Origin of the sequence: Sorangium sp. So ce590 (assembly GCF_051521365.1) — a bacterium.
In the GTDB taxonomy this organism is placed as follows: Bacteria; Myxococcota_A; Polyangia; order Polyangiales; family Polyangiaceae; genus Sorangium.
This window is the reverse complement of record NZ_CP150346.1, coordinates 3,170,628-3,195,000: the sequence shown is the minus strand read 5'-3', so window position 1 is coordinate 3,195,000 and position 24,373 is coordinate 3,170,628. Positions and strand designations below refer to the sequence as shown.

The 24,373-nt window shown below is 72.5% G+C and carries 22 protein-coding genes (1 of these 22 running past the window's edge); 7 read left to right on the top strand and 15 right to left on the bottom strand.

The window, feature by feature from the left end:
• The 7 genes from WMF28_RS12240 to WMF28_RS12210 form a co-directional block, all read right to left on the bottom strand.
• Positions 1 to 266, bottom strand: the 5' portion of a protein-coding gene (locus WMF28_RS12240; protein ID WP_437602369.1) for a roadblock/LC7 domain-containing protein. 388 nt of this gene lie to the left of the window's left edge; the window shows 266 of its 654 coding nt (coding positions 1-266); the start codon lies at positions 264 to 266; its stop codon lies off the left edge, out of view.
• Positions 263 to 1,249, bottom strand: coding sequence for a peptidylprolyl isomerase (locus WMF28_RS12235; RefSeq protein ID WP_437602368.1), 987 nt, complete (start codon positions 1,247 to 1,249; stop codon positions 263 to 265). The genes WMF28_RS12240 and WMF28_RS12235 overlap by 4 nt, the downstream gene beginning before the upstream one ends.
• Positions 1,246 to 1,428: a hypothetical protein gene (locus WMF28_RS12230; RefSeq protein ID WP_437602367.1), complete on the bottom strand. Its 183-nt coding sequence runs from the start codon at positions 1,426 to 1,428 to the stop codon at positions 1,246 to 1,248. Before WMF28_RS12230 ends, WMF28_RS12235 begins: the two co-directional genes overlap by 4 nt.
• An 86-nt stretch (positions 1,429 to 1,514) precedes the next feature.
• Complete coding sequence (locus WMF28_RS12225) at positions 1,515 to 2,351, bottom strand: hypothetical protein (protein WP_437602366.1); 837 nt, start codon at positions 2,349 to 2,351, stop codon at positions 1,515 to 1,517.
• A gap of 10 nt (positions 2,352 to 2,361) precedes the next feature.
• Positions 2,362 to 3,213 (bottom strand): tRNA 2-thiocytidine(32) synthetase TtcA, encoded by an 852-nt coding sequence (gene ttcA / locus WMF28_RS12220; protein ID WP_437602365.1) that lies wholly within the window; start codon positions 3,211 to 3,213, stop codon positions 2,362 to 2,364.
• 3 nt (positions 3,214 to 3,216) lie between these two features.
• On the bottom strand, positions 3,217 to 4,701 hold the full coding sequence (locus WMF28_RS12215; RefSeq protein ID WP_437602364.1) for a leucyl aminopeptidase: 1,485 nt from the start codon (positions 4,699 to 4,701) through the stop codon (positions 3,217 to 3,219).
• A 183-nt stretch (positions 4,702 to 4,884) separates the two neighbouring features.
• Entirely contained in the window at positions 4,885 to 5,811 is a 927-nt protein-coding gene (locus tag WMF28_RS12210; protein ID WP_437602363.1) for a class I fructose-bisphosphate aldolase, read from the bottom strand.
• Between the two features lie 317 nt (positions 5,812 to 6,128).
• Between WMF28_RS12210 and fbp the strand changes: the two genes are divergently transcribed.
• The gene (gene fbp / locus WMF28_RS12205) at positions 6,129 to 7,181 is read left to right on the top strand and encodes a class 1 fructose-bisphosphatase (RefSeq protein WP_437602362.1); all 1,053 of its coding nucleotides are present in this window, start codon (positions 6,129 to 6,131) and stop codon (positions 7,179 to 7,181) included.
• Positions 7,182 to 7,246: 65 nt separating this feature from the next.
• Here the strand turns inward: fbp and WMF28_RS12200 are convergent, their stop codons facing one another.
• The 3 genes from WMF28_RS12200 to nadC all read right to left on the bottom strand — a co-directional run bounded on the left by WMF28_RS12200 (position 7,247) and on the right by nadC (position 9,680).
• Positions 7,247 to 7,900 (bottom strand): radical SAM protein, encoded by a 654-nt coding sequence (locus tag WMF28_RS12200; RefSeq protein ID WP_437602361.1) that lies wholly within the window; start codon positions 7,898 to 7,900, stop codon positions 7,247 to 7,249.
• A gap of 119 nt (positions 7,901 to 8,019) precedes the next feature.
• Complete coding sequence (locus tag WMF28_RS12195; RefSeq protein WP_437602360.1) at positions 8,020 to 8,832, bottom strand: biotin--[acetyl-CoA-carboxylase] ligase; 813 nt, start codon at positions 8,830 to 8,832, stop codon at positions 8,020 to 8,022.
• Complete coding sequence (gene nadC / locus WMF28_RS12190) at positions 8,829 to 9,680, bottom strand: carboxylating nicotinate-nucleotide diphosphorylase (RefSeq protein ID WP_437604249.1); 852 nt, start codon at positions 9,678 to 9,680, stop codon at positions 8,829 to 8,831. Before nadC ends, WMF28_RS12195 begins: the two co-directional genes overlap by 4 nt.
• A gap of 308 nt (positions 9,681 to 9,988) precedes the next feature.
• On the opposite strand from nadC, the gene WMF28_RS12185 reads away from it, so the two are divergent.
• The 3 genes from WMF28_RS12185 (at position 9,989) to WMF28_RS12175 (ending at position 13,299) form a co-directional block, all read left to right on the top strand.
• Positions 9,989 to 12,058 (top strand): protein kinase domain-containing protein, encoded by a 2,070-nt coding sequence (locus tag WMF28_RS12185; protein WP_437602359.1) that lies wholly within the window; start codon positions 9,989 to 9,991, stop codon positions 12,056 to 12,058.
• A 33-nt stretch (positions 12,059 to 12,091) separates the two neighbouring features.
• Positions 12,092 to 12,985 carry a hypothetical protein gene (locus tag WMF28_RS12180; protein ID WP_437602358.1) on the top strand — a complete coding sequence of 298 codons (894 nt, stop codon included), beginning with the start codon at positions 12,092 to 12,094 and terminating at the stop codon, positions 12,983 to 12,985.
• Between the two features lie 110 nt (positions 12,986 to 13,095).
• Positions 13,096 to 13,299, top strand: a complete 204-nt coding sequence (locus WMF28_RS12175; RefSeq protein WP_437602357.1) for a hypothetical protein — start codon at positions 13,096 to 13,098, stop codon at positions 13,297 to 13,299.
• Positions 13,300 to 13,345: 46 nt separating this feature from the next.
• Here WMF28_RS12175 and uvrA read toward each other — a convergent pair whose 3' ends face one another.
• The 3 genes from uvrA to WMF28_RS12160 form a co-directional block, all read right to left on the bottom strand.
• Positions 13,346 to 18,685: an excinuclease ABC subunit UvrA gene (gene uvrA, locus WMF28_RS12170; RefSeq protein WP_437602356.1), complete on the bottom strand. Its 5,340-nt coding sequence runs from the start codon at positions 18,683 to 18,685 to the stop codon at positions 13,346 to 13,348.
• Between the two features lie 264 nt (positions 18,686 to 18,949).
• Positions 18,950 to 20,194, bottom strand: a complete 1,245-nt coding sequence (locus WMF28_RS12165; protein ID WP_437602355.1) for a collagen-like protein — start codon at positions 20,192 to 20,194, stop codon at positions 18,950 to 18,952.
• A 40-nt stretch (positions 20,195 to 20,234) separates the two neighbouring features.
• The gene (locus tag WMF28_RS12160) at positions 20,235 to 20,582 is read right to left on the bottom strand and encodes a hypothetical protein (protein ID WP_437602354.1); all 348 of its coding nucleotides are present in this window, start codon (positions 20,580 to 20,582) and stop codon (positions 20,235 to 20,237) included.
• Between the two features lie 227 nt (positions 20,583 to 20,809).
• Here WMF28_RS12160 and smpB point away from each other — a divergent pair, with 227 nt between their 5' ends.
• The 3 genes from smpB to WMF28_RS12145 all read left to right on the top strand — a co-directional run bounded on the left by smpB (position 20,810) and on the right by WMF28_RS12145 (position 23,252).
• Positions 20,810 to 21,340, top strand: coding sequence for an SsrA-binding protein SmpB (gene smpB / locus WMF28_RS12155; protein WP_437602353.1), 531 nt, complete (start codon positions 20,810 to 20,812; stop codon positions 21,338 to 21,340).
• Positions 21,337 to 21,639 (top strand): hypothetical protein, encoded by a 303-nt coding sequence (locus WMF28_RS12150; RefSeq protein ID WP_437602352.1) that lies wholly within the window; start codon positions 21,337 to 21,339, stop codon positions 21,637 to 21,639. The genes smpB and WMF28_RS12150 overlap by 4 nt, the downstream gene beginning before the upstream one ends.
• Before the next feature lie 158 nt (positions 21,640 to 21,797).
• Positions 21,798 to 23,252, top strand: coding sequence for a DUF362 domain-containing protein (locus WMF28_RS12145; RefSeq protein WP_437602351.1), 1,455 nt, complete (start codon positions 21,798 to 21,800; stop codon positions 23,250 to 23,252).
• Here WMF28_RS12145 and WMF28_RS12140 read toward each other — a convergent pair.
• Both WMF28_RS12140 and WMF28_RS12135 read right to left on the bottom strand, forming a co-directional pair.
• Positions 23,230 to 23,772, bottom strand: a complete 543-nt coding sequence (locus WMF28_RS12140; RefSeq protein ID WP_437602350.1) for a hypothetical protein — start codon at positions 23,770 to 23,772, stop codon at positions 23,230 to 23,232. The genes WMF28_RS12145 and WMF28_RS12140 overlap by 23 nt on opposite strands.
• Before the next feature lie 55 nt (positions 23,773 to 23,827).
• Positions 23,828 to 24,241, bottom strand: coding sequence for a hypothetical protein (locus WMF28_RS12135; RefSeq protein ID WP_437602349.1), 414 nt, complete (start codon positions 24,239 to 24,241; stop codon positions 23,828 to 23,830).
• Positions 24,242 to 24,373 lie beyond the last annotated feature (132 nt).

Here is a 24,373-nt window from a genome sequence, read left to right as displayed (position 1 = left end):
GTGAGCTGGCGCGGCACGCCCAGGGGTGAGCCCGCGATGTCGGCCAGCACGATCTGCCAGTGGGCCGCGGTGACCTTCACGTCGAAGGGCTCGAGCCGGCCCGCGTAGTCGATCGTCTCCCCCTCGAAGTCCACGAGCGCAGCGGCATGTGCGCCGGGGATCGCGCACAGGAGATCCTCGAGGATCGACGCGAACGAGGAGGGCGTCTGGTCGCGTGAAAGCCCGCACTGGCTCCGCTTACGAGCTCCGTTGCGCGAGGTGGTCATGGGTCGATCCGAACGAGCTCGAGCAACGCGTCGACGCCGCCGACGACCTTCGGCTCGCGCCGCAGCACCTCGAGGAGCCTGGCCTGCGCGGCGCGCGCGCGGTCCGTCATGATCTCATCGCGCACCAGACCGCGTCGCTCCTCGACGGGCACCACCTGCGCCGGGATGCGCTCGAGGAGCATGATGATGTGCACGCCGAACGGCGAGGCGACCGGTGCGCTGACGTCTCCGCGCGCCTTCAGCGACGCCGCCGCCGCACGGGAAAAATCGACGTCGAACTGCTGCGGCTCCGGGGTCAGCACGCGGCCCGCTGCGGTCACGGGCGAGAGCGCCTGCGCGACGACATCGAGGCCCTCGGCGGGGACGCCCTTCGCGGCGCTGATGAACGCGTCGGCAGCCGGATCGGTGGGCGGCTGCCGTGTCCCCGAGGCGCGCGGCGGCTCGGAGCGCCGGGCCACCTCGCGCGACGACAGCACCGCCGTCCGGATCGCGTCGGCGATCGCCCTTGCCTTGTCACGCGTGGCCTCGTCGGCGTCCGCCGAGAGCCTCACGACGGCGTGCACGGTGCGGTATCCCTCGGGACGATCGAGATCGAGCCAGTGCCGTTCGGTGGCGACGCGTAGCTCGTCGTCCGTCACCGGGCCGGCGCTCTCCGCCTCCTCCTTCAGCAGGTGAAGCAGGCGGCGGGCCAGCACCGCGCTGATGTCGCGCTGCACCTCGGGCTCGTGCTCGAGGCCGCGATCCCGCGCCTCGGCGGCAAAGAGCGCGTCGCGGACCGCGGCATCCCGGGCCTGCGCAGGCGAGACGTGCTGCGCCGCCGCGATGCGAGCCACCGAGTCGACGGGGATGGCGAGCGCGCCCACACGGGCCGCCACATCGGGCGGAAGCGGCAGCGCCCCCCGCGCGGACGTCGACAGAGCAGCCCAGGCCGCGCACGCGCACAGGCACGCGGCGGCCGCGCTCATCCGGCGCACAGGGCTCACGCGTTACCCCCACGGGGACGGAGGATCTCCGTGGACGCCCTGAGCGAGAGCCCGCCGATCACCAGGAGGTAGATGGCCTTGAAATCCTGGCGATCGCCGAGGGCGTGGACCCCGAAGGCGAAGGAGAACGCGGCGGCGGCGAGGAGCAAAATCGCGAAGACATCGACTGCGCGGGACACGCGCGTGAGTGTAACGCGATTTGACACGGAACCGACGGGGATGCGCGGGCGCTGCGGGCTGCGGCAGGCCAGGGCCGGGCCGCTGCTCAGCGCAGCATCATCACCACCGCCCCCAGGACGGCGAAGATGATCAAGACCAGCAGCTGCCGGACGGCGCGGTGGCTGAGCCGGCGTGCGCCCGCCGTGGGTCGGCGGCCACGGGCGACCGCGACGCCGGCGGCCGCGGCGATCAGCGCGACGGCGCAGGCCACGGCGACAGCCTGGGCCAGGAGGGCGCGGTCCGGGTCCCGGACACGCCATGCGAGCACGAGGATGGCGAGGCTCACCAGCGCGCCGAACGCGATGACCGCGACGGCGAGCGGAGGCAGGTGGGCCCGGGCCTGCAGGAGGGGGGCCTCCGGGTCCGGCTCCGACTGGCGCCGCACATCCCAGCGATCGCGCCAGGAAAGCGCGAAGATGCCCCAGGCGATCCCGCCGATCGCCGCCCGGACCGGGTCGAGGCGGGCCGGCTGAAGGGAAGGAGAGGCGAGCAGCCAGGTCAACGTGACGAGCGCCAAGAAGACAGAGATGCCGAGGTGCCGCGCCGCCCGGCGGTGGGACGCGGCGAGCAGCGGCGCAGCAATTCCGCACAGGAAGGCGAGCGTGGCGGCGACGCTGGCGGATACCGGCGCGCCGCGGCCGAACCCAGCAGGCGCGACCGTGATCATCCAGGCGACGACCGCAGCCAGCAGCGCCTGCGGAGCGCCCCCATCCCCGAGACCCAGGCGCGCCGCTCCGGGCTGCGCCGCCTCGGGGCCATCCGCGGCGGACGGCGCATCGCCCCCGCGCGCCACCGTTCCGCCGCGTCCGCCGGATGCGGACGCGCCCGACTCCGCTTCGCGCGGAGCGCCGATCGAGATCGCGCCGGGGGCATCCGTGCTCATGAGCGAGCCGCTAGGCCAGATTTCTCAGCAGGTTGCCCACGGGCAGCACATCCGGAGCCGGCGCGTCGACGCTTGCCTCGCCGCGCGCGCCTCCCTCTTCCCGGGCGACCTCGAGCCCGAGCCGCTTCCAGAGGCCCGTGTCGAAGAGGTGGCTCGGGCGCACGTTACCGAGGGCGGCGAGCATGTTCTGCCGCGTCCCGGGGTGGCGCGCGTCGAGCTCGGCGAGGAGCCGGCTCACCGCCTTGCGCTGGAGGTTGTCCTGTGATCCACACAGATCGCAGGGGATGATGGGGAAGCGCTCCTCCGCGGCGAACGCGGCGAGCTCGGCCTCGGCACAGTAGATCAGCGGGCGGATCACGACGTTGTCGCCAGCGTCGGAGATGAGCTTCGGAGGCATGGACTTCAGCTGGCCGGCGAAGATCAGGTTCAAGAGCAGCGTCGTCACGGCGTCGTCTCGGTGGTGGCCGAGGGCGATCTTCGAGCAGCCGAGCTCGCGCGCGATACGGTAGAGGATGCCCCGCCGCAGGCGGGAGCAAAGGGAGCAGTACGTCTTGTTCTCGGGGATCTTCTCGGTGACGATCGAGTAGGTGTCCTCGGAGATCATCCGGAACTCGTGGCCGCCCGCCGCCATGTAGTCGGTCAGGAGGTGTCCGGGGTAGCCGGGGTGCCCCTGGTCGATGTTGACCGCGATCACGCTGAACCGGACCGGCGCGCGGCGCGCGAGGTCGACGAGGAGCGCGTGCAGCGCGTAGCTGTCCTTGCCCCCCGAGACGGCGCAGAGGATCCGATCGCCGTCGGCGATCATGTCGAAGTCGGTGATGGCGCGGCCCATGGCGCGCGCGAGCTTACGGCGGAGTTGCACGGTTTAGCCGGTGAAGCCTTCGATGAGGCGGAGGAAGGTAAGCACGCCGTGGCCCGTCCCGCCCTTGGAGAAGATGCCGTAGGGCTTGCTCGCCATCGAGGGCCCGGCGATGTCCACGTGGACCCAGGGGACATCGCCCACGAACTCGCGCAGGAACAGGGCCGCGGTGATCGCCCCGCCCCAGCGGTCGGCCGTGTGCTTGATGTCGGCCCAGTCGCTCTTCAGGCCATCGCGGAGCTCGTCGACCAGCGGGAGCTGCCACATCGACTCGCCCGCGGCCTTCGCGGCGCTCCGGAGGCGCTCGGCGAGCTCCTCGCGGTTCGAGAAGAAGCCCGACACCGTGGGCCCGAGGGCCACGACGCAGGCGCCCGTGAGGGTCGCGTTGTCGACGATGAGATCCGGCTTCAGCGCGCGCGCATAGGCGAGGCAGTCGGCGAGGACGAGGCGCCCCTCGGCGTCGGTGTTGATGATCTCCACCGTCCTGCCGTCCAGGGAGCCGAAGATGTCCCCGGGCCGGTAGGCCGCGCCGTCAGGCATGTTCTCGGCCGCGCCGATGACGCCGTGCACCTCGACGCTCGGCTTGGCGGCCGCGACGGCGGCCATCAGCGCGATCACGTTCGCAGCGCCGCCCATGTCGCCCTTCATCTCTTCCATGCCCTGAGCTGGCTTGATGCAGAGGCCGCCGCTGTCGAACGTCAGCCCCTTGCCCACGAAGACCAGCTTCCCCTTCGGCTTCCCGGGAGGCGCGTAGACCATGTGGACCAGCCGGGGCTCTCGCGCGCTCCCCTGCCCCACCGCCATGATGAGCTTCATGCCACGCTTGTTCAGCGCGGCCTTGTCGAACACCGTCACCTTGAGCCCGTGCTGCTTGCCAACGCTGGCCGCGACGCGCGCGAGCGCCTCCGGATAGACCTCGTTCGGCGGCTCGTTGACGAGGTCGCGCGCGACGCAGATCGCCTCGCCGACCTGCTGGCCGAGCGCGACCGCGTCGCGCGCCGCCTTGCCCGCCTTGCCCTCGACGACCACCGTGCCGCGCGCGAGCCCGAATTTGGGCACGCGATCGCCCGTGAAGTAGCGGGTGAACCGGTAGGACCCGAGCACGAGCCCCTCGGCGGCGGCCCGCTCCGCACGCTCGACGCCGGGCGGCGCCACGACCGCGACGCTCTCGGCGCGCACGCCGTTCGCGAAGCGCGCCCCCTTCGCCGCGAGCACGCGGCAATCGATGTCGGTGAGCTTGCCGGACCCGAGCCCGAGCAGCAGCACGCGGCCGGGCTTCAGCGCGCCGTGCGTCGTGAAATCGATGCTCTGATCCTTCTTCCCCGTGAAGTCGTCTCGCTTGACCTGGTGGGCCACGGACTCGCCCAGCGCCTTCACGAGCCTCGCGAGCACGCCCTCACCCGTCGATGCGCCTTCGGGCACGCCGATGACGACGACGTCGACGGCGATGCTCAGCGGGTCTGACGAGGCGAGGTTCACTTTGATCGGCATGCGGTCTCCTGAGCCCGGATGGGGGTGTTTCCAGCGCGGCATCTAATCACGAAGGGCTAACCCCGTCGACGTGGACGAGACCCGCAGGCGGTCGGCCCGAGGTGCGGAGGAGAGCGCTCCCGGGCGCGGCGCCGCGGACCGCGGCCCGAGCGTCCCCGCCCCGAGCGCCGGCTCGAGGGGGCGTCAGCGCGCCGATCTGTAGATCTGGGTGACGTCGGAGAGGAGCTGCAGCGCCTCGGCGCGCGGGCGCTGGAACGCGTTGCGCCCCATGATCGAGCCGAAGGAGCCGCCCGCGGCCATCTCGCGCACCGCCTCGAGGACGGCGTCGGTCGCCTTGGACTCGCCGCCGGAGAAGATCACCACCCGCTTGCCGTTGAAGGTCGCCTGCACGACGTGGCGGACCCGGTCGGCGAGCGTCTGGGTGGGGATGCCGTATTTCTCGTACATCTTTCTTGCCTCCTCCTGCTCGATATGAGCCGTCGGCGGCTTGACCTTGATGATGTGCGCGCCGAGCTGAGCCGCGATCATCGCCGCGTAGGCGCAGACGTCGATGGCCGTCTCGCCCTGCTTCGACAGCCCGGCGCCGCGCGGATAGCTCCAGACGATGACGACCAGGCCCTTGCGCCTGGCCTCGAGGGCAATCTCGCGGAGGTCCTCGTACATGCGGTTTCTCGCGCCGGAGCCTGGATAAATGGTGTAGCCGACACCGACACAGCCAAGACGGAGCGCGTCCTCGACCGAGCCGGTCACCGCTGACAGGGGCTGCTCCACTTTTGCCAGCGTGTCGCTGTTGTTGAGCTTCAAGATCAGCGGCACCTGCCCCGCGAACCTGGCCGCGCCCGCCTGCAGCGACCCGAGCGGCGCCGCATACGCGTTGCACCCCGAGTCGATCGCGAGCTGAAAGTGGTAGTCGGGATCGTAAGCCTCGGGGTTCGGGGCGAACGATCGCACCGGACCGTGCTCGAAGCCCTGGTCCACGGGCAGGATCACCAGCTTGCCGGTACCCGCGAGCGCGCCGTGGTTGAGCAGCCGGACGAGGTTCGTCAGCGTGCCGGGGTTCTCCGAGGCGTACCAAGAGAGGATCTGCTCTACGCGGGAGGTGAGCGCCATGAATCACTCCGTCGAGGGTGTTGCAGCCGAACGCGAGGCCGCCCGGGCGCGGGCCCGATCCGCCCCGCTCCGTGGCCCCGAGTCGGGGCCGGCGAGCGAGCGGACTCGGACCGTGTCTTCAGGATCTGGACGAACGTATCGAGCCGAACGCCCCGGTGGTCCAGCGCTCGGAGGATGTTGTGCGGAGCCATCGGATACGCAATTCTCGGAGCTGCGCCGGTCGGCTCTCCAAGTGCGCTCTCCAGGTGCAGTAGAGCAGCGGCGAGCGCGAGCACGTGGCGGGGCGGCGACGCCCTCGTCAACAACGCGGAGGGATCATGTCGCTCTCATCGGACCAACGGAACCTGAGCTGGACGCCGCCCGACGCGCAGTCACGCGTCGGGATCACGCTCGAGACGTACATCCTCGAGGGAATGCTCGGGTTCCCCTCGGCGACGGGGGCGTTCACCTCCCTGCTGAACCAGATCGGCCTGGCGGCGAAGCTCGTGACGTCCAAGGTCCGGCGGGCCGGCATCGCCAACGTCCTCGGGTACACGGGGCAGACGAACGTTCAGGGCGAGGTCGTGCAGAAGCTCGACGAGGTCGCCAACGAGACGCTGCTCAGCGTGCTCGGACGGCGCGGGCACTGCGCGGCCGTTGTGAGCGAGGAGCTCGGTGAAATGAGACTCCTCTCCACGGACCCGCGCGCCAAGTACATCGTCGTCGTGGACCCGCTCGACGGCTCGTCCAACATCGATGTGAACATCTCGATCGGCACGATCTTCGGCGTGCTCCGCAAGAGCGACGCCAAGATGGGCGCCGACCCCTCGGATTTCCTGCGCCCCGGCCGCGATCTGGTCGCGGCGGGCTACGTGCTCTACGGATCGTCGACGCTGTTCGTCATCACCACCGGCCTCGGCGGCGTGCACGGGTTCACCTACGATCCAACCGTGGGCGAATTTTTCCTTTCTCACGAGAATATCCGGATCCCGGAGCGCGGCTCGACCTTCTCGATCAACGAGGGCCACAGCGCGGGGTGGTCCGAGGGCGTGCGCCGCTGGAACGCGTGGATCAAAGAGGAGAGCAAGCACGAGGGGAGGCCGTACGGCGCGCGGTACGTGGGTTCGCTGGTCGCGGACGCGCACCGGACGCTGCTCAAGGGCGGCATCTTCGCGTACCCCGCCGATCGAGGTGGCCAGGGCAAGCTGCGGCTGCTCTACGAGGCGAACCCGTTCGCCTTCATCTTCGAGGCCGCCGGAGGCAAGGCGAGCACGGGGACCGATCGCGTCCTCGATCGGGTCCCGCAGTCGCTCCACGAGCGCGTGCCGCTCGTCCTCGGCTCGCCCCGCGACGTCGACGATTTCGAGCAGTTCCTGCGCGGCGAGCGCTGACGCTGCGAGAGGACGCCGCCACCCCTCACCGCGACGAGACCGCATGGACGGGGCGGCCCTGCGCGTCAGACCCCCTGCGCGTCGGCGCCCCAGATCACCTTGTGGAGCTGGACCTGCACCCGGACGTGAAGGGCGTCGTCGAGCACCCACTGGACGAGCTCTCTCGGCGCGAGCCTGCCCCAGACGCACGAGGCGAGCAGCGTCACGCCGCGCGCGTCGAGGCGGCGCTCGCGGATGGTGCCCCGCATCCACTCGTAGTCCGCCCGATCGGCGAGCACGAACTTGATCTCGTCGCGCGGCGTGAGGTGGTCCAGGTTCGACCAGCGGTTCCGGTGCGATTCCCCGGAGCCGGGCGCCTTCAGATCCATGATCTTGTGCACGCGCGGGTCGACGCGCGACACGTCCGCCTCGCCGCTGGTCTCGACGAGGACGGTGCGGCCCGCGTCGCAGAGCTCCGCGAGGAGCGGAAACGACCCGGGCTGGAGGAGGGGCTCCCCGCCCGTGAGCTCGACGAGCGGCGTGCCGAGGGCGAGCGCGCGCTCGAGGACGTCCCTGCGGCCGACGCGGTTGCCGCCGTAGAAGGCCTGCGGCGTGTCGCACCAGGTGCAGCGCAGGTTGCACCCGGTGAGCCGGACGAACGCGCACGGCAGCCCGGCGAACGTCGATTCGCCCTGCACGCTGGCGTAGATTTCGTGGACGACGAGGGTGTCTTCTTTCAAGGAAGCGACGCCTCCGAGGTGCCTCGGGCCGGCCCGGGGTGCTCCGCGCCCCCGGCGACCCGCGATGGGGCCGCAAGCTTTGGCCGCGCCGAGCGCGCAACGCAAGCGGCGCGAGGCGCTCAGCCGGCGATGACGCTGACCTCGCCCGCCGCCACCGCGCGGAGGACGCCGTCCTCGCCCCGGATCCGCAGGTGCCCCTCCGGATCGATCCCCGCCGCGACGCCGGCCACGCCGGCGACCTCGACGCGGCGGCCGCGTAGCCAGTCCATCCGCGCGAGATCCTCGGCGAAGGGGGCGAGCTTTCCCGCCTCGAACCTCGCCGCGGCGTCGCCGATTGCCTGGAGCAGCTCCGCCGCGAGGAGCTCGCGCGGGACGTCGTCGATCCCGAGCATCGCGAGCGACGTGGCCCGCCCCGAGAGCTCCGGTGGGAAGCTCGACGCGTGGACATTGAGCCCGACGCCGACGATCACGCTGCTCACGGAATCGCCGCGCAGCTGGGCCTCGACGAGGATCCCCGCCAGCTTGCGGCCCCCGGCGAGCACGTCGTTCGGCCACTTGAGACGCACCTCGGCGGCGGCGCCGTCGCCGCGGCGCGAGCGAGGCGCGAGCCGTGGAGCGACGACCGACGCCACGGCGAGGCCCATGACGAGGGCGATGGGAGCGACGCTGCTCGCCGGCAAACCGGGGCGCAGCACCACCGACAGGTAGAGGTTCTCCCCGGGCGGGGAGTGCCAGGAGCGCCCGCCGCGCCCGCGCCCCTGCGTCTGCGCGTCGGCGAGGAACGCCGCCCCGTGCGGCGCCCCGGCAGCCGCCGCGCTCCGGGCGTCGTCGTTCGTCGACCCCGTCTCCGCCGCCACGACGAGCGGCCTCCCGAGCGACGCGCCGAGGCGCGCGAGCTCACGCTCGACGGCCTCCGCGTCGAGCCGCCTCACAGCGCGAGATCCAGCGCGATGTCGGCCGAGCGCGCCGAGTGCGTCAGCGCCCCGACGCTGATGACGTCGATGCCCGCCGCGGCGAGCTCGGGGATGCGCTCCAGCGTGATCCCGCCGGAGACCTCGAGGAAGGGCCGGCCGTGCTGCGCCGAGCGGACGCGCGCGGACGCGACCTCGACGTCGGCCAGCGTGAAGTTGTCGAGCATGATGATGTCCGCGCCGGCGGAGAGCGCCTCGTCGAGCTCACGGAGCGAGGCGACCTCGACCTCGATCTTCGTCGTGTGCGGGGCGCGCGCCCGCGCGCGGGCGACGGCGGTCGCGATGCCGCCCGCCGCGACGATGTGGTTGTCCTTGATGAGCACGGCGCTCCCGAGGCTGTCGCGGTGGTTGTGCGCCCCGCCGACGCGCACCGCGTAGCGCTCCAGCGCGCGGAGGCCGGGCGTCGTCTTGCGGGTGTCGGTGATGCGCACGCCGGACCCCCGCGGGATCGCCGCGGTATAGCGGCGCGCCTCGGAGGCGACGCCGCTCATCCGCTGCGCGAAGTTGAGCGCGGTGCGCTCCGCGCTGAGGAGCGTGCGCGCGAGGCCACGCACCGTCCAGAGCACGGCGCCGGCGTCGACGGCGGTGCCGTCCGCGACCAGCACCTCGCCCTCCACCTGCGGATCCAGGCGCTGGAAGACCCGGAGGAACACGGCCCCCCCGCATGCGACGAGCGGCTTGCGCGCCACCGCCTTCGCGGTCGCGCGCGCGGAAGCCTCGACACAGGCCTCGGTGGTGAGATCGCCCCCCGCGAGGTCTTCTTCCAGAGCGCGATCGATCAAGGCATCAAGCAGCGGCGCAGCCAGCACAGGCATCTCCTCGGCGCCGCACCCCGGCGGCGCTCCCAGGTATACTCGTTCCCGCACGCGCGCATCAGCGCCGTCGCACTTACCCGAGCCGACATAACGCAATGCGTCACAATGGCTCGCGCCGGAGCGTGCGACCTCGGCGGCGCAGCTGCCCAGGACGGGACTCCGGCGCAGCGGATGGGCCCCGCGGCACCGAAAAGCGGTGCGGATCGCGACCATCGCGACGCTGTGTCGCACAAATGGGGCTGACGTTCGTCTACCAGCCTGTGAGACTCTCCGAGCAACTCCAGCGCCCTCAACGGAGATCGATGCGTCCGCAGGCAGGCCAGGTCATCCACAACAAGTACCGACTCGTGCGCCTCATCGGCGACGGCGGCATGGGGAGCGTCTACGAAGCCCGCCACGAGGTGCTGGGGACGACTGTCGCCCTCAAGTTTCTCCACCCCGAGCTGTCACGCCGCTCCGGCCTGGTGCAGCGCTTCCTGCAGGAGGCGCGCGTCTCCGCGCAGATCCAGAGCGCGCACGTGGTCCGCGTGGTCGACGTCGACCAGACCGCCGCCGGCCTGGCGTTCATCGTGATGGAGTACCTGGAGGGGAAGACGCTCCAGGCCCTCTACGAGGAGCTCTACCGGGCCGGCATCCGGCTCGCCTACGCCGACGCCCTCGAGTACGCGATGCAGATCCTCGAGGGCGTCGAGGCCGCCCATCGCGCGGGCGTGGTCCACCGGGATCTCAAGCCGGACAACGTCATCATCACGAGGACGACCAAGGGAGAGCCGCTCATCAAGCTGCTCGACTTCGGCATCGCCAAGCTGAAGGTCACGGGGGAGCTCGATCGCGGGCTCACGCGCCCGGGCGTGATCATGGGCACGCCCGAGTACATGGCCCCCGAGCAGGCCTACTCGGCGGACTCCGTGGACGCGCGCGCCGACATCTTCTCGCTGGGCGTCATCATCTTCGAGATGCTGGCCGGCCGCCGACCGGTCGGCGGCGATGAGCCCCAGCAGATCGCGGGCGCCTACCTGTCGGGCCAGATCTCGCGGCTCTCGGACCTGGCGCCGGAGCTCGCGCCGGGCCTCTGCGCCGCCGTCCACCGCGCGATGGCGGCCTCGCCGCCCGATCGGTTCGCGACCACCGCCGAGCTCCGCAGCGCCCTCGAGCCGTTCGCCCGAGCCGCCCGCGCCCCGTCGGCGCTCACCCCCTCGCCGTCCGAGGTCAGCGTGGCGCGGTCGTCCGGGGCGGCCCTGCCGGCAGCCCTCGCGGCGCCCGGGATGCTCGCGGCTTCAGCGGCAGCGCCCGCGACAAACGCGATGGGCGACGGTCGCATGAGCTCCGTCCCCAAGACGATCCCGCCCGAGGACGGCGGCGCGCACCACGCGTCGAGCGGCCCCCCGGGCGCGATCGGGCCCTCGACCCCCATGGGCGGCTTCGCCTCGGATGCCCGGGGCCCCTCGGCCTCGGCTCCAGGGTTCACGCCCAGGCCAGAGCCCTCCTCCGGCCCGTACTTCGCCCAGGGCGGCTACCCCCCGGTCGGCCAGCCGGCGACCGTGAGCGCCGCGCCCTACCTGCCGCCGCAGGGGGTGCCCGCGGTTCCGGCCACGAGCTACGAGCCTGGGCCGTTTGATGCGGCGCCTCGCCCAGGCGGGACGGCGGTCGGCAACGTGCCCTTCATGGATCGGAGCGCGGCTCCGGCCGGACCGTTCAACGGCGGCCCGGCACCCGGCTACGGCGGCGCCTACGGGGGCGGCGGGATGCAGGGTTACATCCCTGGGACGGCGCCGATGGATCCGCTGCCGCGGATCTCGCACGCCGCCTCGGCGCACGGGAAGCAGCCAGCGCGGCGCGGGACCTCGCTGTTCACCATCCTCCTGCTCGCCACGGCGATCACCGGCGCCGTCGTGGGTGGCGTGTACATCGCCAGCGAGCTCGGCCGGGGAGAGCAGGCCGACGCGGGGCCGGTCATGCCGACGCTCCAGCCGGCCAACACGGTGCCCCCGGAGCCCAGCCCCCCCGCCACGACGGCGCCTCCCGCCGTGGTGCCGCCCCCGGTCGAGACGCCGCCGGTGGTCGCCAAACCCCAGCCCCGGCCGACCGCGACGTCGACATCGAAGCCCCCGGCGACGCCGAGCGCGACGGGGACGCAGCCGACCACGCCAGCACCGACGACGCGCCCCAGCGCGCCGTCGATCATCCCCAACCTGCCGCCCATCGTCATCCCGTCGACGTTCCCGTTCCCGTTTCCCGCACCGACCAGCGTGCAGCCGCCGGCCGGCCCCCAGCAGCCCCCCACGACGACGCCGACGCCGACGCCGACGACGCCGCCCACCACGCCGTCCAGCCGGCCGTCACGGCGCGTGATCATCGTACCGAACAACTGACTCGCCCGGCGCGTGCGGTAGGATGCGATCTCGATGAGCAACCAGAATAGCGGTCCGCCGCCCGGATGGCCTGCGCCCCCGAGCGGCATGTACGGCCCTGGCAAGACCGTGCCCGGCGAGCCTCCGGTCGCAGGGCTCAACTCGCCTCACGGCGCCTTCCCCGTGCCGCCCGGCGCCGCGCCGCACGATCCAGGGGCCGGGGGCGCAGCCGTCCCGCGGACGATCGTCGAGGGCGGGAGCAACAGCGCGCCCGCGTACGGCGCGCCGCCAGCAGGCGCGCCCGGGCCCTATGGCCCCGGCGCAACGGCGAATTACGGAGGCCCTCCCGGAGCAGGGGGCGCCTACGGGCAGCCGCCCCAGCCTCCTGCCAGCCCGTACGGCGGCTCTCCCTTCGGAGCGCCGGGCGGGCCCGGGGCAGCCGGCGCGCCGGGCTTTCACGCCGGCGGCGCTCCCGCGCTGCCGGGCAGCGGCGGGATGTACTCGGCGCCGGTCCCTTCACGGCCTCGCCCCAAGAGCTCCGGACCGACGCTCGCGCTGATCGGGCTCGGCGCGTTCGTGGTCATCGGCGGCCTCACGACGGCCTTCTTCGTGATGCGCAACGGAAGCTCGTCCGAGGACGTGACGGCGCTGCCGCAGGTCGACGCGCCGCCGGCGCCGGCGTCGGTCGCCGGCGATCCGGCGCCGCCCCCGCCCGCGGCCACGACGCCCGAGCCGCCCCCGCCGGCGCCCGCCCCCGTGGCGGCCCCGAAGCCGCCGCCGCAGGCGCAGCCCAAGCCGACGAACCCCAGCACCACGCCGACGGTGCCGACGGTCCCATCGACCGCTCCGCCGACGACCCCGACGGCGCCCGCCGCGACGACCCCGCCGCCCGCCCCTTCCGGGTCCTCGACGGGCCGGAGGAAGATCATCCTGCCCGGCCAGAATTGAGCTGATCTGCGCGGCCCGCCTCGCCGCCGGCCGCGGCGCGGCGGGCGCGATCCGAGGCTTCCGCTCGAGTCCGCTTGACAAGGCGGTCAGGGTGATCAGCTTCCGACCTCATGAGCAAATCCGGGATCGCCGCAGTTCTGTCGTTCTTTATTCCGGGCGTTGGGCAGCTCTACAACGGCGCCTTCCTGCGCTGCATCTTCTGGCTGATCGTCACCCCCGGCCTGTGGATCGGCACGGGCGGCTGGCTCGGCTGGATCTGCCACCTGATCTCCGCCTACACCGCGTACCGATACGCGAAGCGCTCCGGCGGCTGAGCCGCGACCCGCGAGGCGGCGCGCCGGCCCGAGCCGGCGCGCCCACTCAGGTCGCCTTCGCGAAGCTCCTCTTCAGCACCTCGCCCGTCGCCGTCGGCTGACGGGCCACCTCGCGCGGGGTGCCCTCGGCCACGATGCGCCCACCGCCCGCGCCGCCCTCCGGGCCCAGCTCCACCACGTGATCCGCGCACGCGATGACCGCCGGGTGGTGCTCGATGATCACCAGCGTGTCGCCGCGCTCGACCAGACGATCGAGCACGAGGATCAGGCGCGCCACGTCCGCCAGGTGCAGGCCGGTCGTGGGCTCGTCGAGCACGTAGAGCGTCGGCTTGGGCCGCGCGCCGGCCGTCAGCTCCGCCGCGAGCTTGAGCCGCTGGGCCTCGCCGCCCGAGAGCGTGTGCGAGCCCTGGCCGATGTGGAGGTAGCCCACGCCGAGATCGCACATGGTCGAGAGCGGAGCGCGGATCCGCGGGTGGGCCGCGAAGACCTCGACCGCCTCCTCGGCCGTGAGGTCCAGGACGTCGCCGGCGGACAGGCCGAGGTACCGCACGTCGAGCGTCGCCGGCTCGAAGCGCGCGCCGCCGCACGCCTCGCACGGGGTGGTCACGTCGGGCAAGAACGACATCTCGTGCGCGATGACGCCCTGCCCCTCGCACGCGGGGCACCGCCCGCCCGCGGCCGTGTTGAAGGAGAAGCGCGCCGGGCCGTAGCCGCGCACCTGCGCGTCGGGACAGGCGGCGTAGAGCTTGCGGACCTCGTCCCAGACGCCCAGGAACGTCGCCGGGATCGAGCGCGGCGTCCGGCCGATCGGCGACTGATCGACGGCCATCGCCCGCAGGATGCCCTTCGGCAGCCGCAGCGCCTTGTGCGGTCCCGGCTCGGGCGCCTCGAGCTTCAACGCGCGGCGCGCGGCAGGGTAGAGCACCTTCTGGATCAGCGTGCTCTTGCCGGAGCCGGACACGCCGGCGACCACCGTCATCCGGCCCGCAGGGATCCGGAGCGCGTCACCCTGGAGGTTGTGCGCGCGGGCGCCGAGGAGCTCGATGTGCTCGCGCACCGGCGGGCGCGCCGGGCGCGCGCTGAGCAGCGCGTCCTCACCGGCGAGCGCGCGCGCGGTCGGGGACTCGGGGTTCGCGAGCACCTCGCGCGACGGCCCCGCGGCGACGATCCTGCCGCCCTTGCGGCCGCCCGAGGGGCCGAGGTCGATCAGGTGATCCGCGGCGCGAATCGTGTCGGCGTCGTGCTCCACCATGAGCACGGTGCTCCCCATGCCGGCGAGCCGCCGCAGGTTGTCCAGCAGCCGATCGGTGTCGCGCGGGTGGAGGCCGATGGTCGGCTCGTCGAGCACGTACAGCGCCCCGGTGAGGCCGCTCCCGAGCTGCGCCGCGAGCCGCAGGCGCTGCATCTCGCCGCCCGAGAGGGTGGACGCGCGTCGATCGAGCGTGAGGTAGCCGAGGCCCACCTCGCAGACGAAGTCGAGCCGGCGGCAGAGCTCCTTGTGCGGCGCCTCGGCGATCAGCGCGCGATCGCCCGTGAAGCGCAGGCTCCTCGCCCAGGCGGCGGCCGCCGCGACCGACCGGCCCGACGCCTGGTGGTAACGCTCGCCGGCGAGCCGGACAGCCCGTGGGATCGGCGCCAGGCGCGAGCCGCCGCAGTCCTCGCACGGATCGGGCGTCGCGAGCGCGTCGTCGTCGAAGTCCGAGGCGCCCGTCCCCTCGCACGACGCGCAGCGGCCCTGCTTCGTGTTGAACGAGAACCAGCGGGGATCGAGCTCCGGGACGCCGACGCCGCAGCGCGGGCAGGTGCGCGTGGTGGAGAGCAGCTGCTCACCGCCGCGGCCACCGGCGAGCTTCACCGCGCCCCGCCCGAACGAGAGGGCGCGATCGAAGAGCGCGCGATCGAGGGCGGACATGCGCCCCTCGTAGATCACGAGGTCGATCGAGTGCTCGCGGCGCTTGTCGAGGCGGGGAGGGCTGTCGGTCGCGCACGGCTCGCCGTCGGCGAGCGCGCGGGTGACGCCGGCGCGGGCGGCGGCCGTGAAGACGTCGAGGTACGTCCCCTTGCGCGCCACGACGGCGGGGGCGAGCAGCGTCCGCGCGCCGCGCGTCGCGAGCAGTGAGCGGTAGACCTCGTCCGGCGAGCGCGCCTCGATGGGGACGTCGCAGTCCGGGCAGCGCGCCTCGCCGACCTTGGCGTAGAGGAGCCGCAGGTAGTGCGCGATCTCGGTCACGGTCGCGACGGTGGAGTTGGCGCCGGAGCGCGAGGTGCGCTGCTCGAGGGCGATCGACGGGGGTACGCCGGTTACGCGGTCGACGTCCGGCCGCGGAAGCGTGGGGAGGAACTGGCGCGCGTAGGGGGTCAAGGTCTCGAGGAAGCGCCGCTGGCCCTCGGCGAAGACCACGTCGAACGCGAGCGTGCTCTTGCCGGAGCCGCTCGGGCCGGTGACGACGACGATCTGGCCGTGCGGGATCACGGTCGAGACATCGGCGAGGTTGTGCTCGCGGGCGCCCTCCACCTCGATCCGCCGCCGGTCGAGCGACGCGCGCGCGGCGCCGTTGCCGCCGCGTTTTCCGGGCTTCGTGGCGGCCGGCGCGCCGCGCCGCGGCCTTCGCGCGGGGCCATCGCCGCGCAGCGCGAACCACTCGGCCAGCGCGCCGCCGGTCCGCGTCGCCGTCCTGGCCACGTCCTCGGGCGTCCCCTCCGCGACGACGCGCCCGCCCTCGCTGCCCGCGCCCGGCCCGAGATCGATGACCCAGTCGGCCGCCGCGACGACGTCGAGGTCGTGATCGACGACGATCACGGAGGCCCCCTCGGCCACGAGCACGGAGAGCGAGGCGTTGAGGTGCTTCACCTCCTCCGGGTGCAGGCCGGCGCTCGGCTCGTCGAGGAGGAAGAGCGCGCCCGCGCAGGGCTCGCCGAGCGCGCGCGCGATCTTGAGTCGCTGCGCCTCACCGCCGGAGAGCGTCGAGAGCGGCTGGCCGAGCGTGAGGTAGCCGAGGCCGAGCTGCTTGAGCGGCGCGAGCGCCCGCCGGACCGCGGGCTCCCGCTCGAAGGCCGCGAACGCCTCGTCGATCGAGAGATCGAGCACGTCGGCGACCGAGCGGCCGTCGAGCTTCACCTCGAGCACCTCGTCGCGGAACCGCTTGCCCTTGCAGGTCGGGCAGGTCAGCGACACGTCGGCCAGGAACTGCATCTCGATCGTCTCGCTCCCCTCGCCGGCGCACGCCTCGCAACGCCCGAGCGCGACGTTGAACGAGAAGTGGCCGGGCCCGAGATCCCGCGCCGCCGCCTCGGGCCGCTCGGCGAAGAGCGCGCGGACGCGGTTCCACGCGCCGGTGTAGGTCGCGGGGTTGCCGCGCGAGGTGCGCCCGAGCGGCGCTTGATCGACGAGCGTGACGGTGCGGATGTCGGCGGTGCCCTCGATGCGCCTGTACAGGCCGGGCGCCTCGACGTCCTTGTATCCGCGCGCCCTCGCGACGTGCCGGTAGAGCACGTCGCTCACCAGCGTGCTCTTGCCCGAGCCGCTCGGCCCCGTGATCGCCACGACGACGCCAAGCGGAACGTCGACCGTGACGTCGCGCAGGTTGTTCTCGCGCGCGCCGTGGATCGCGATCTTCCCGCTCGGCGCCCGGCGCTCCGCGCGCGCCGAGGGCAGCGGGCTGCGCACGTCGAGCCCCTCCGGCGGGCCGTCGAAGGTGACGCGCCCGCCCTGCTTGCCCGCGCCGGGGCCCAGCTCGACGACGCGATCGCTCGCGCGGATGACGAGGGGCTCGTGCTCGATGACGAGCACGGCGTTGCCGCCGTCGGCGAGCTCGCGCATGGCCGCGACGAGCGGCGGGATGTCCGTCGGGTGCAGGCCGACGGTCGGCTCGTCGAGCACGAAGAGCGCGCCCGTCAGCGACGTGCCGAGCGCCGCGGTGAGCGCGACGCGCTGCGCCTCGCCGCCCGAGAGCGTGCGCGCCTGGCGAGCGAGCGAGAGGTAGCCCAGCCCGACGCGCTCGAGGTAACCGAGCCGCGCGATGAGCTCGCGGCGCGCCATCTCCCCCTGGCCCGTCTGGGGGCGCTCGGCCTCGAGCCGCGCGCGCGCCTCGCGGAGCTCGAGCTCGTGCCACGCGGCGAGATCGAGGCCGCCGACGCGGTAGAGGAGCGACTCGGGGGCGAGCCGCTTGCCGTGGCACGCGCCGCACACGTCGTAGGTGCGGTAGCGCGCGAGCAGCACGCGGACGTGCATCTTGTAGGTGCGCGTCTCGAGCCAGCGGAACCAGGCCTTCACGCCCGGGTATTTCCCCTGGTTCCACGTGCCCTCGCCCTCGAGCACGAGCGCGCGCTGCGCCTCGGAGAGGTCGCGCCACGGCCGGTCGGTGCGGATCTTGTTCCGCTCGCAGAACGCGCGCAGCAGCTTCCGCTCCATCGTTGTCGAGCGGCCGTTCCAGGGGCGGATCGCGCCGCCCGCGATCGACTTCGACGCGTCCGGGATCACCTTGTCGTAATCGATGCCGAGCGTGCGGCCGAAGCCGCGGCACGAGGGGCACGCGCCAGTCGGGGACTGGTACGAGAACAGCCCCGGGCGCGGCGGATCGAAGGCGCGCGCGCACGAGGGGCAGGCGAGCCCGCGCACGAGCCGGAGCCGCGTCGACCCCGCCCCGTTGCCGCCCGGCTCCTCGGCCTTGCGCTGCAGGTGGAGCGACGCGTCGCCTCCACCGCCCTTCCATGCCTCCTCGATGGCGGCGCCGAGGCGCCGGCGCTCCCGCGGGGCGACCCGGACGCGATCGACGATGACCTCGACCTTGTCGGTGCCGCTCATCGCCTCGGACGGCGCCACGCTGTCGAGGTCGCGCGCCTCGCCGCGGACGAGCAGGCGCCGGTAGCCGGAGGCGAGCAGCGACTCGCGCACGTCGAGGAACCGCTCGGTGTCCGCGACGGGGATCGGGTACGTGACGAGCGCGGTCGCGCCCTCGTGCTGGCTCGCGGCGAGCTCGGCCGCGCGTGCCGGATCGGTCCGCGCGGCCGCCGTCTCGCAGGACGGGCAGACGGGCACCGCCTCGCGCGCGAAGAGGGCGCAGAAGTACGGCTCGAGATCGGCCATCGTGGCGACGGTCGACCGCGAGCTCTTGACCGGCGCGCGGCGGTCGACGGCGACGCCGGCCGCGACGGGCTCGAGCGCGTCGATCGGCGGCCGCTCGAGCCGCTCGAGGAACTGGCGGGCGTACGGGCTGAAGCTCTCGACGAACCGGCGCTGTCCTTCGGAGTAGAGCGTGTCGAGCGCGAGCGATGATTTGCCGGCGCCGGACACGCCGGCGATGGCCACGAGCTCGCCGGGCCGGAAATCGAGATCGATGCCCTGGAGGTTGTGCGTGCGGGCGCCGCGGAGACAGATGGAGTGCATAGGAGGCGCGGAAGGGTGGGCTCCGCGGGACGACGTCCGGGGTGGACAGGCTCCGCGTGAAACCGCGAGTGTTTAGCCCCCTTTCCACCCATCGTCGCGGACGATCGTACGTGGACGGCGCGCAGAGGATGCGCGTCGCGGCATTGCGTTCTTCACCGCGAAATTATCGTGTTCTCGTGGAGATGCGCGCTCGGGATGACGTGGCGGAAGGCTTGTGCGCTCCTGTCTGCCCGCTCTGCCCAGCGCGCCCGCCGAGCACAGCGGCTAGCCGCCGTTGACGAGGAGGAGCGAGAGATAGCCGTAGTCGTTGCTGGTCCAGTTCGGGCTGAAGGTCATGCCGCACATCCCGATGTTGTAAGTGCCTGCGTTGAGGCCGGTGATGACGGCGCTGAGCCCGAAGGACACGCGCGTGCTCGCGGGGACCCGGCCGCCTTTCAACCCAAGGCCGACCATCAAGATGTCATCGAGCTCCGGCGGGCCGGACGGCTGAGGATGAACCTGCTGGTAGCACATGAACAGGCTGAGGCTGTCCGCCGGCGAGGTGCCCGCTCCCAGGTACCGATGTGCGGTCGCGTAGATCGACTGGCTCATCGACGAGACCTCCACCTGGGCCGTCGGGCCGAAGAAGTCGACCGCTCTTCCAGCCGGGAGCGTGACGTGCGGGCCGACTCCGCTGACCGTCAGCGAGAGCACCACCCCCTGTGGCCCGATCGGGCCAGCGGGGCCCGTGGAGCCGCGGGGTCCTTCCGGTCCGACGGGGCCCGCGGGGCCCATCGGACCGTCGAGCCCCTGGGGTCCGGCGGGGCCCATCGGACCTTCCGGGCCCACCGGGCCCATCAGGCCTTGGGGGCCCATCAGACCGATCGGGCCCATCGGCCCCTCCGGTCCCATGGGGCCGACCGGGCCTTGCGGTCCCGCTGCGCCCGCCGGACCCGTGGGCCCTGCCGGACCCGTCGCTCCGGCCGGCCCGGCGGGGCCATCCACCCCTTGCGGCCCCTGAAGCCCCGTCGGCGAGCCGACCCACTGCCCGTTCTCGTCGATCACCTGGTCGCCGTTCACGGCGACCCCGTTCCCGTCGATGAGCACCGTGGTGCCGCTCTCGGTGTTCACCGAGATCGAGGTCGGCGTGATGTCGCCGTTCACGTTCCCGGCGAGGAGCGCGTACGGCACGCTCGCGACCGTCGCGCGCGGCTTCAGCTCGACGTCGTCGCCGACCGTGATGCCGAGGTACCGCTCGGCGCCGTCGAAGATCGCGCCCTGGAACGGCGTGATCGAGCCGAGGCGCACCGAGAAGAAGCCGTCCTCGAACGTGATCGCGTGGACCTCGCTCCAGATGGGGGTCGACGCGCCGCGATCGTCATAGAGGGCGAAGACGACATCGAGCGTCTCGCTGATGGGCGCGTTGCGCTCGTCGAAGAGCCGGCCCTGGTGGGTGATGGTCGCCGGCACCGCCGCCGCCGCGGTCCCTGCGCCCGCGACCGCGCCCATCGCAAGGGCGGAAGCCATCATGCACCGCGCGATCCTCGATGTCCGCATCACCAGATCCTCTTCATTGCAAGCTCCCGTTGGCTCCGATGAGCCCCCCCTGCATCCGAACCTTGGGCGAGCTCGACGCCTCCTGGTTCTGCGTCGGCTGGCCGAGCGTGAACACCATCCGGTAGCGGGAGCTCCTCGCGACCTCGCCAGCGGTCACCGTCTCGCTCGCCTCCGCGCCCGCCGCAGCGTGCGCGGCCCCGCCCTGCCCTGCGCCGCCGCCGCCCTCCCCGCCGCTGCCCGAGCTCGCGGTCGCGCCCTGACCGCCGGCGCCGCCGCTGCTCGCGGTGTAGGGAGCCTCGACCATCGAATCGGCGGCGCAGCTGCAGCCAACCGCGGGGGTCAGCGCAGAGATCGTCACCATCGCTCCGAGCCAGGCGGAAAAACGCAGTCCGCGATTCACTGAATCCTCCGGCCCGACAGCAAGTCGCGCCCGATAAAGCCATTGGACGAGCGGCGGCGCTCGGCGTCAAGCGACGGCGCGCCTCACCGCGCGCGGGGCCGGCGGCAGAGCGAGCCGCGGAGCGCCGCCGCCGGCCCCGCGCGCGGTGAGGCGGTGGACAGGCGGCGGCGCGCGCGCTATGCGGCCGCGTGAGCCGCGCTGGTAAAGAGAAGGAACGAGAGGGAGAGAAGCTCATCGTGCGCAACAAGCGCGCGACGTTCGACTACACCCTCGACGATCGGTTCGAGGCGGGGTTGGTGCTGCTCGGCAGCGAGGTGAAGATGCTCCGCGAGGGCGCCGCCGAGCTGACGGACAGCTGGTGCGCCATCGAGCACGGGGAGGTGTTCCTGAAGGGGGTCAACATCCCCATGATGTCCGGGGCCGCCTTCGGGCACGAGGCGAAGCGCCCGCGCAAGCTGCTGCTCCACGAGAGCGAGATCGAGGCGATCCGCAAGGGCGTGGAGCGGGAGGGCATGACCGTGATCGCGACCCGTCTCTACTTCAAGAACGGCCGCGTGAAGGCCGAGATCGCCCTCGCGAAGGGGAAGAAGACCGTCGACAAGCGCGAGAGCCTGAAGGAGAAGGACGCCGCGCGCGAGGCACGCGCGGCGATCGAGCGCGCCCGCGGCGGCGGCGACCGCGGGCGCAGCCCGGCGCCCCGCCCGCGGAGGCCGGAATGACATCGCACCTCACCTGGTCGAAGGGCGGCGAGGCGGAGCTCGTCGAGATCGATGGCGACCGCGTGCGGCTCCGCTCGACCGCATCGTCGGCGCCGGGAGCGCGCGTCGAGGGCTCGCTCCGGTCGACCGGGACGGCGATCCGGCTGAAGGTGGCCCGGTGCCGCCTGCGCGCCCCGCACGAGCCCAGCGACCCGGCGCCGGCCGAGCGCATCTACGAGCTCGAAGGCCGGCTCATCGACGCGACGCGTGATGTCCGCGCCGAGCTCACGCAGCTCGTTGGCGGCGAGCGTCCGGGCTGATCCGCGCTCGCGTCGACGAGCGTCCGGGCCGATCCGGACCGCGGTGTTGCGGTGATTCACCGCGACATTTACGCTGACAGTCTATGAAAATCACGTCGCGCCCTCGTGTAATTTTGCGACGTTGCTCGACGTATGACGTGGAGAAAATCCGCAGCATCGTGCGCAGCGGTCTCGAGGAGCTCTCGCTCCGCCCGCGGGGCCGGACGCTCATCAAACCGAACGTCGTCGCCTCCGGCGCGCACTTCCCGCACGCCTATACGCGGCCCGAGTTCATCGAGGGGGTGATCGGCGCGCTCAGGGATCGCGACGACGGGCGCGTGACCGAGCTCGCCGTCGGCGAGCGGTGCGGCATCACGCTCCCGACCCGCATGACATACGAGGGCGCCGGCTACTACCCGATGTTCCGGCGGGCCGGGGTCAAGCACTACCACTTCGAGGAAGAGCAGCAGGTCGAGATCCGGCTCACGCACGAGGGCCGGCTGCGCGACTACGTGTTCACGCCGGAGCCCGTCGCGAAGGCCGACTTCTTCGTGAACTGCCCCAAGTTCAAGTCGCACCCCTGGACCACCGTGACCTTCTCGATGAAGAACTACATCGGGATCCAGGACGATCGGCACCGGCTCATCGATCACGACCACCGGCTGAACGAGAAGGTCGCCGACCTTCAGTACATCGTGCAGCCGCAGTTCATCGCGATCGACGCCATCACCGCCGGCGAGGGCCGGATGCTCACGCCGTCGCCGTTCGACCTGGGCCTCATTCTCATGGGGAACAACCAGGTCGCCTTCGACGCGGTTTGCTGCCAGATCATCGGCGTCGATCCGAGGAGCGTCGAGCACATCCGCCTGGCCTCGGAGCGCGGCTTCGGCCCGATGAACCTCGGCGAGATCGAGATCACCGGGGACGTGACGCTCGAGGAGGCGAGGCAGAAGGCCAAGGGGTTCAAGGTGGGCCTCGTCCGCGTCGAGAAGTACTTCGAGGGCACCAACATCACCGCCTACGCAGGCTCGCCGCCCGAGCCCGAGCACACCGACTACTGCTGGGGCGGCTGCCCGGGCGCCATCGAGGAGGCGATCGAGATCCTGCGCGAGTACGACAAGGAGTGCGACGCGAAGATGCCGCGGATGCACGTGGTGTTCGGCGCCTACGAGGGCCCCATCGACGCCAAGCCGGGCGAGAAGGTGGTCTTCATCGGCGACTGCGCGACGTACAAGGGCAAGATCGGCGATCAGCTGATCAGCATCGACAGCCTGTACCGGGAGCGGAGCGCGCGGGACCCCTACACCGCGAAGCACGACGACGTGCTGGCGAAGATGGTGAAGGTGACGACCAAGCTCGCGATGGCCCGGAACGAGAGCGTCATCCGGCTCGAGGGCTGTCCCGTGAGCGTCGCGGAGCAGGTGCTCACGCTCGTCACGCTGGGCAAGACGAAGAACCCCTACTTCGCCGCCGATCAGGTGCTCGAGTTCAACAAGGCGTACGTCGCCTGGCGCGGGGCCTCGCTCGCCAAGCGCCTCTCAGGCAAGCCCTACCAGGTCCACGGGGCGTGCTCGCGCGGCGAGGCGGCCCCCGAGCTCCCGTCCGAGCCGCCTAGCCCGCCGGCCGCAGAGTGAGGTCGAAGAGGACCTCGATCTCGTCCCGCACCTTGAAGGCGCCGAGCGGCCCCTTGACCTCGCGCACGCCCAGCGCAGCCAGCGAGACCTGACAGCCCCCCGTCACGCCGACGACCCCCTCGCCGCGATCGCGCGAGGACAGGCGCGCCACAAGCGCGGCGCTCCCCGAGGGGATCTGCACGCGCACGTCGGCGCGATCGCGCGCGATCCCCGAGGCGCGGACCTCCACGACCTCCGCGCCCCGGAGCACCTCGCCCTGGATGCGGCGCTCGATGTCGCGACGATCCCCCGCCGAGAGCGCGTCCGGGTCGAGGCGATCGCCGCGCAGCACCCCCGCGACGCAGAGGCCGGCCACGCGGATCTCGAGCTCGGCCGTCCATGCATCGCCGTCGAGCCGCGCTCGGCCGCGCAGCTCCGACGCGGTGATCTCGAGGTCGTGCGCGAGGCGCGCGAGCATCCCGGCGGCGCGGGTGCGGATCGTCAGACGGGACGCGGCAGGATCGAGGTGCAGCTCGTTCACGGGGCGAGGATCCTTGTCACCATGCGGGGGAGCCGGAGGACGGAGGACGCCACGGTCAGCGGCGCCTGGAGCGGCGCGGTCCGTCAGGGACGAGCACGTAGCGGCTCGATTGAGGCTCGGGCTGCCGGAGGAGCTCGGCGCGGAGCAGCGCCTCGGCGAGCCGCGCCTCGATGACCTCGTCCGTGACGTCGGGCTCCAGGGTCACCACCGCGGCCTGGATGTCGCGCGCCAGCGCGTCGAACTCCGCGCTGTCGAAGGCGTAGATGTCGTCGGGGAACAGGAGCGCGAGCGGCTTCCGCTCCACGGCCGTGTTCGTCAGCGTCGCGAGGTCGCTCTCGACGATGAGCATGACGCGGGCCCGCAGGCACATCCCCCTGCAGCGCATCGCGAGCGCCTCCGCCGAGCCGACGAGCAGGACCGATCGAGGCGTATTGATCGCCTTTGTGGCGTCGTCGTCCTCGTGAGCCATTCCTCGAAGAGTACGTCAACGAGCGGATGAAGCCATCCCTCTTGCGCCCCCGATGACCTCACGCTCGGGCAGGAAGTCGAGCGGCCGATCGCGGCACGCTGGACCGAACGCCCCCGCCGCCCCGGCCCACAA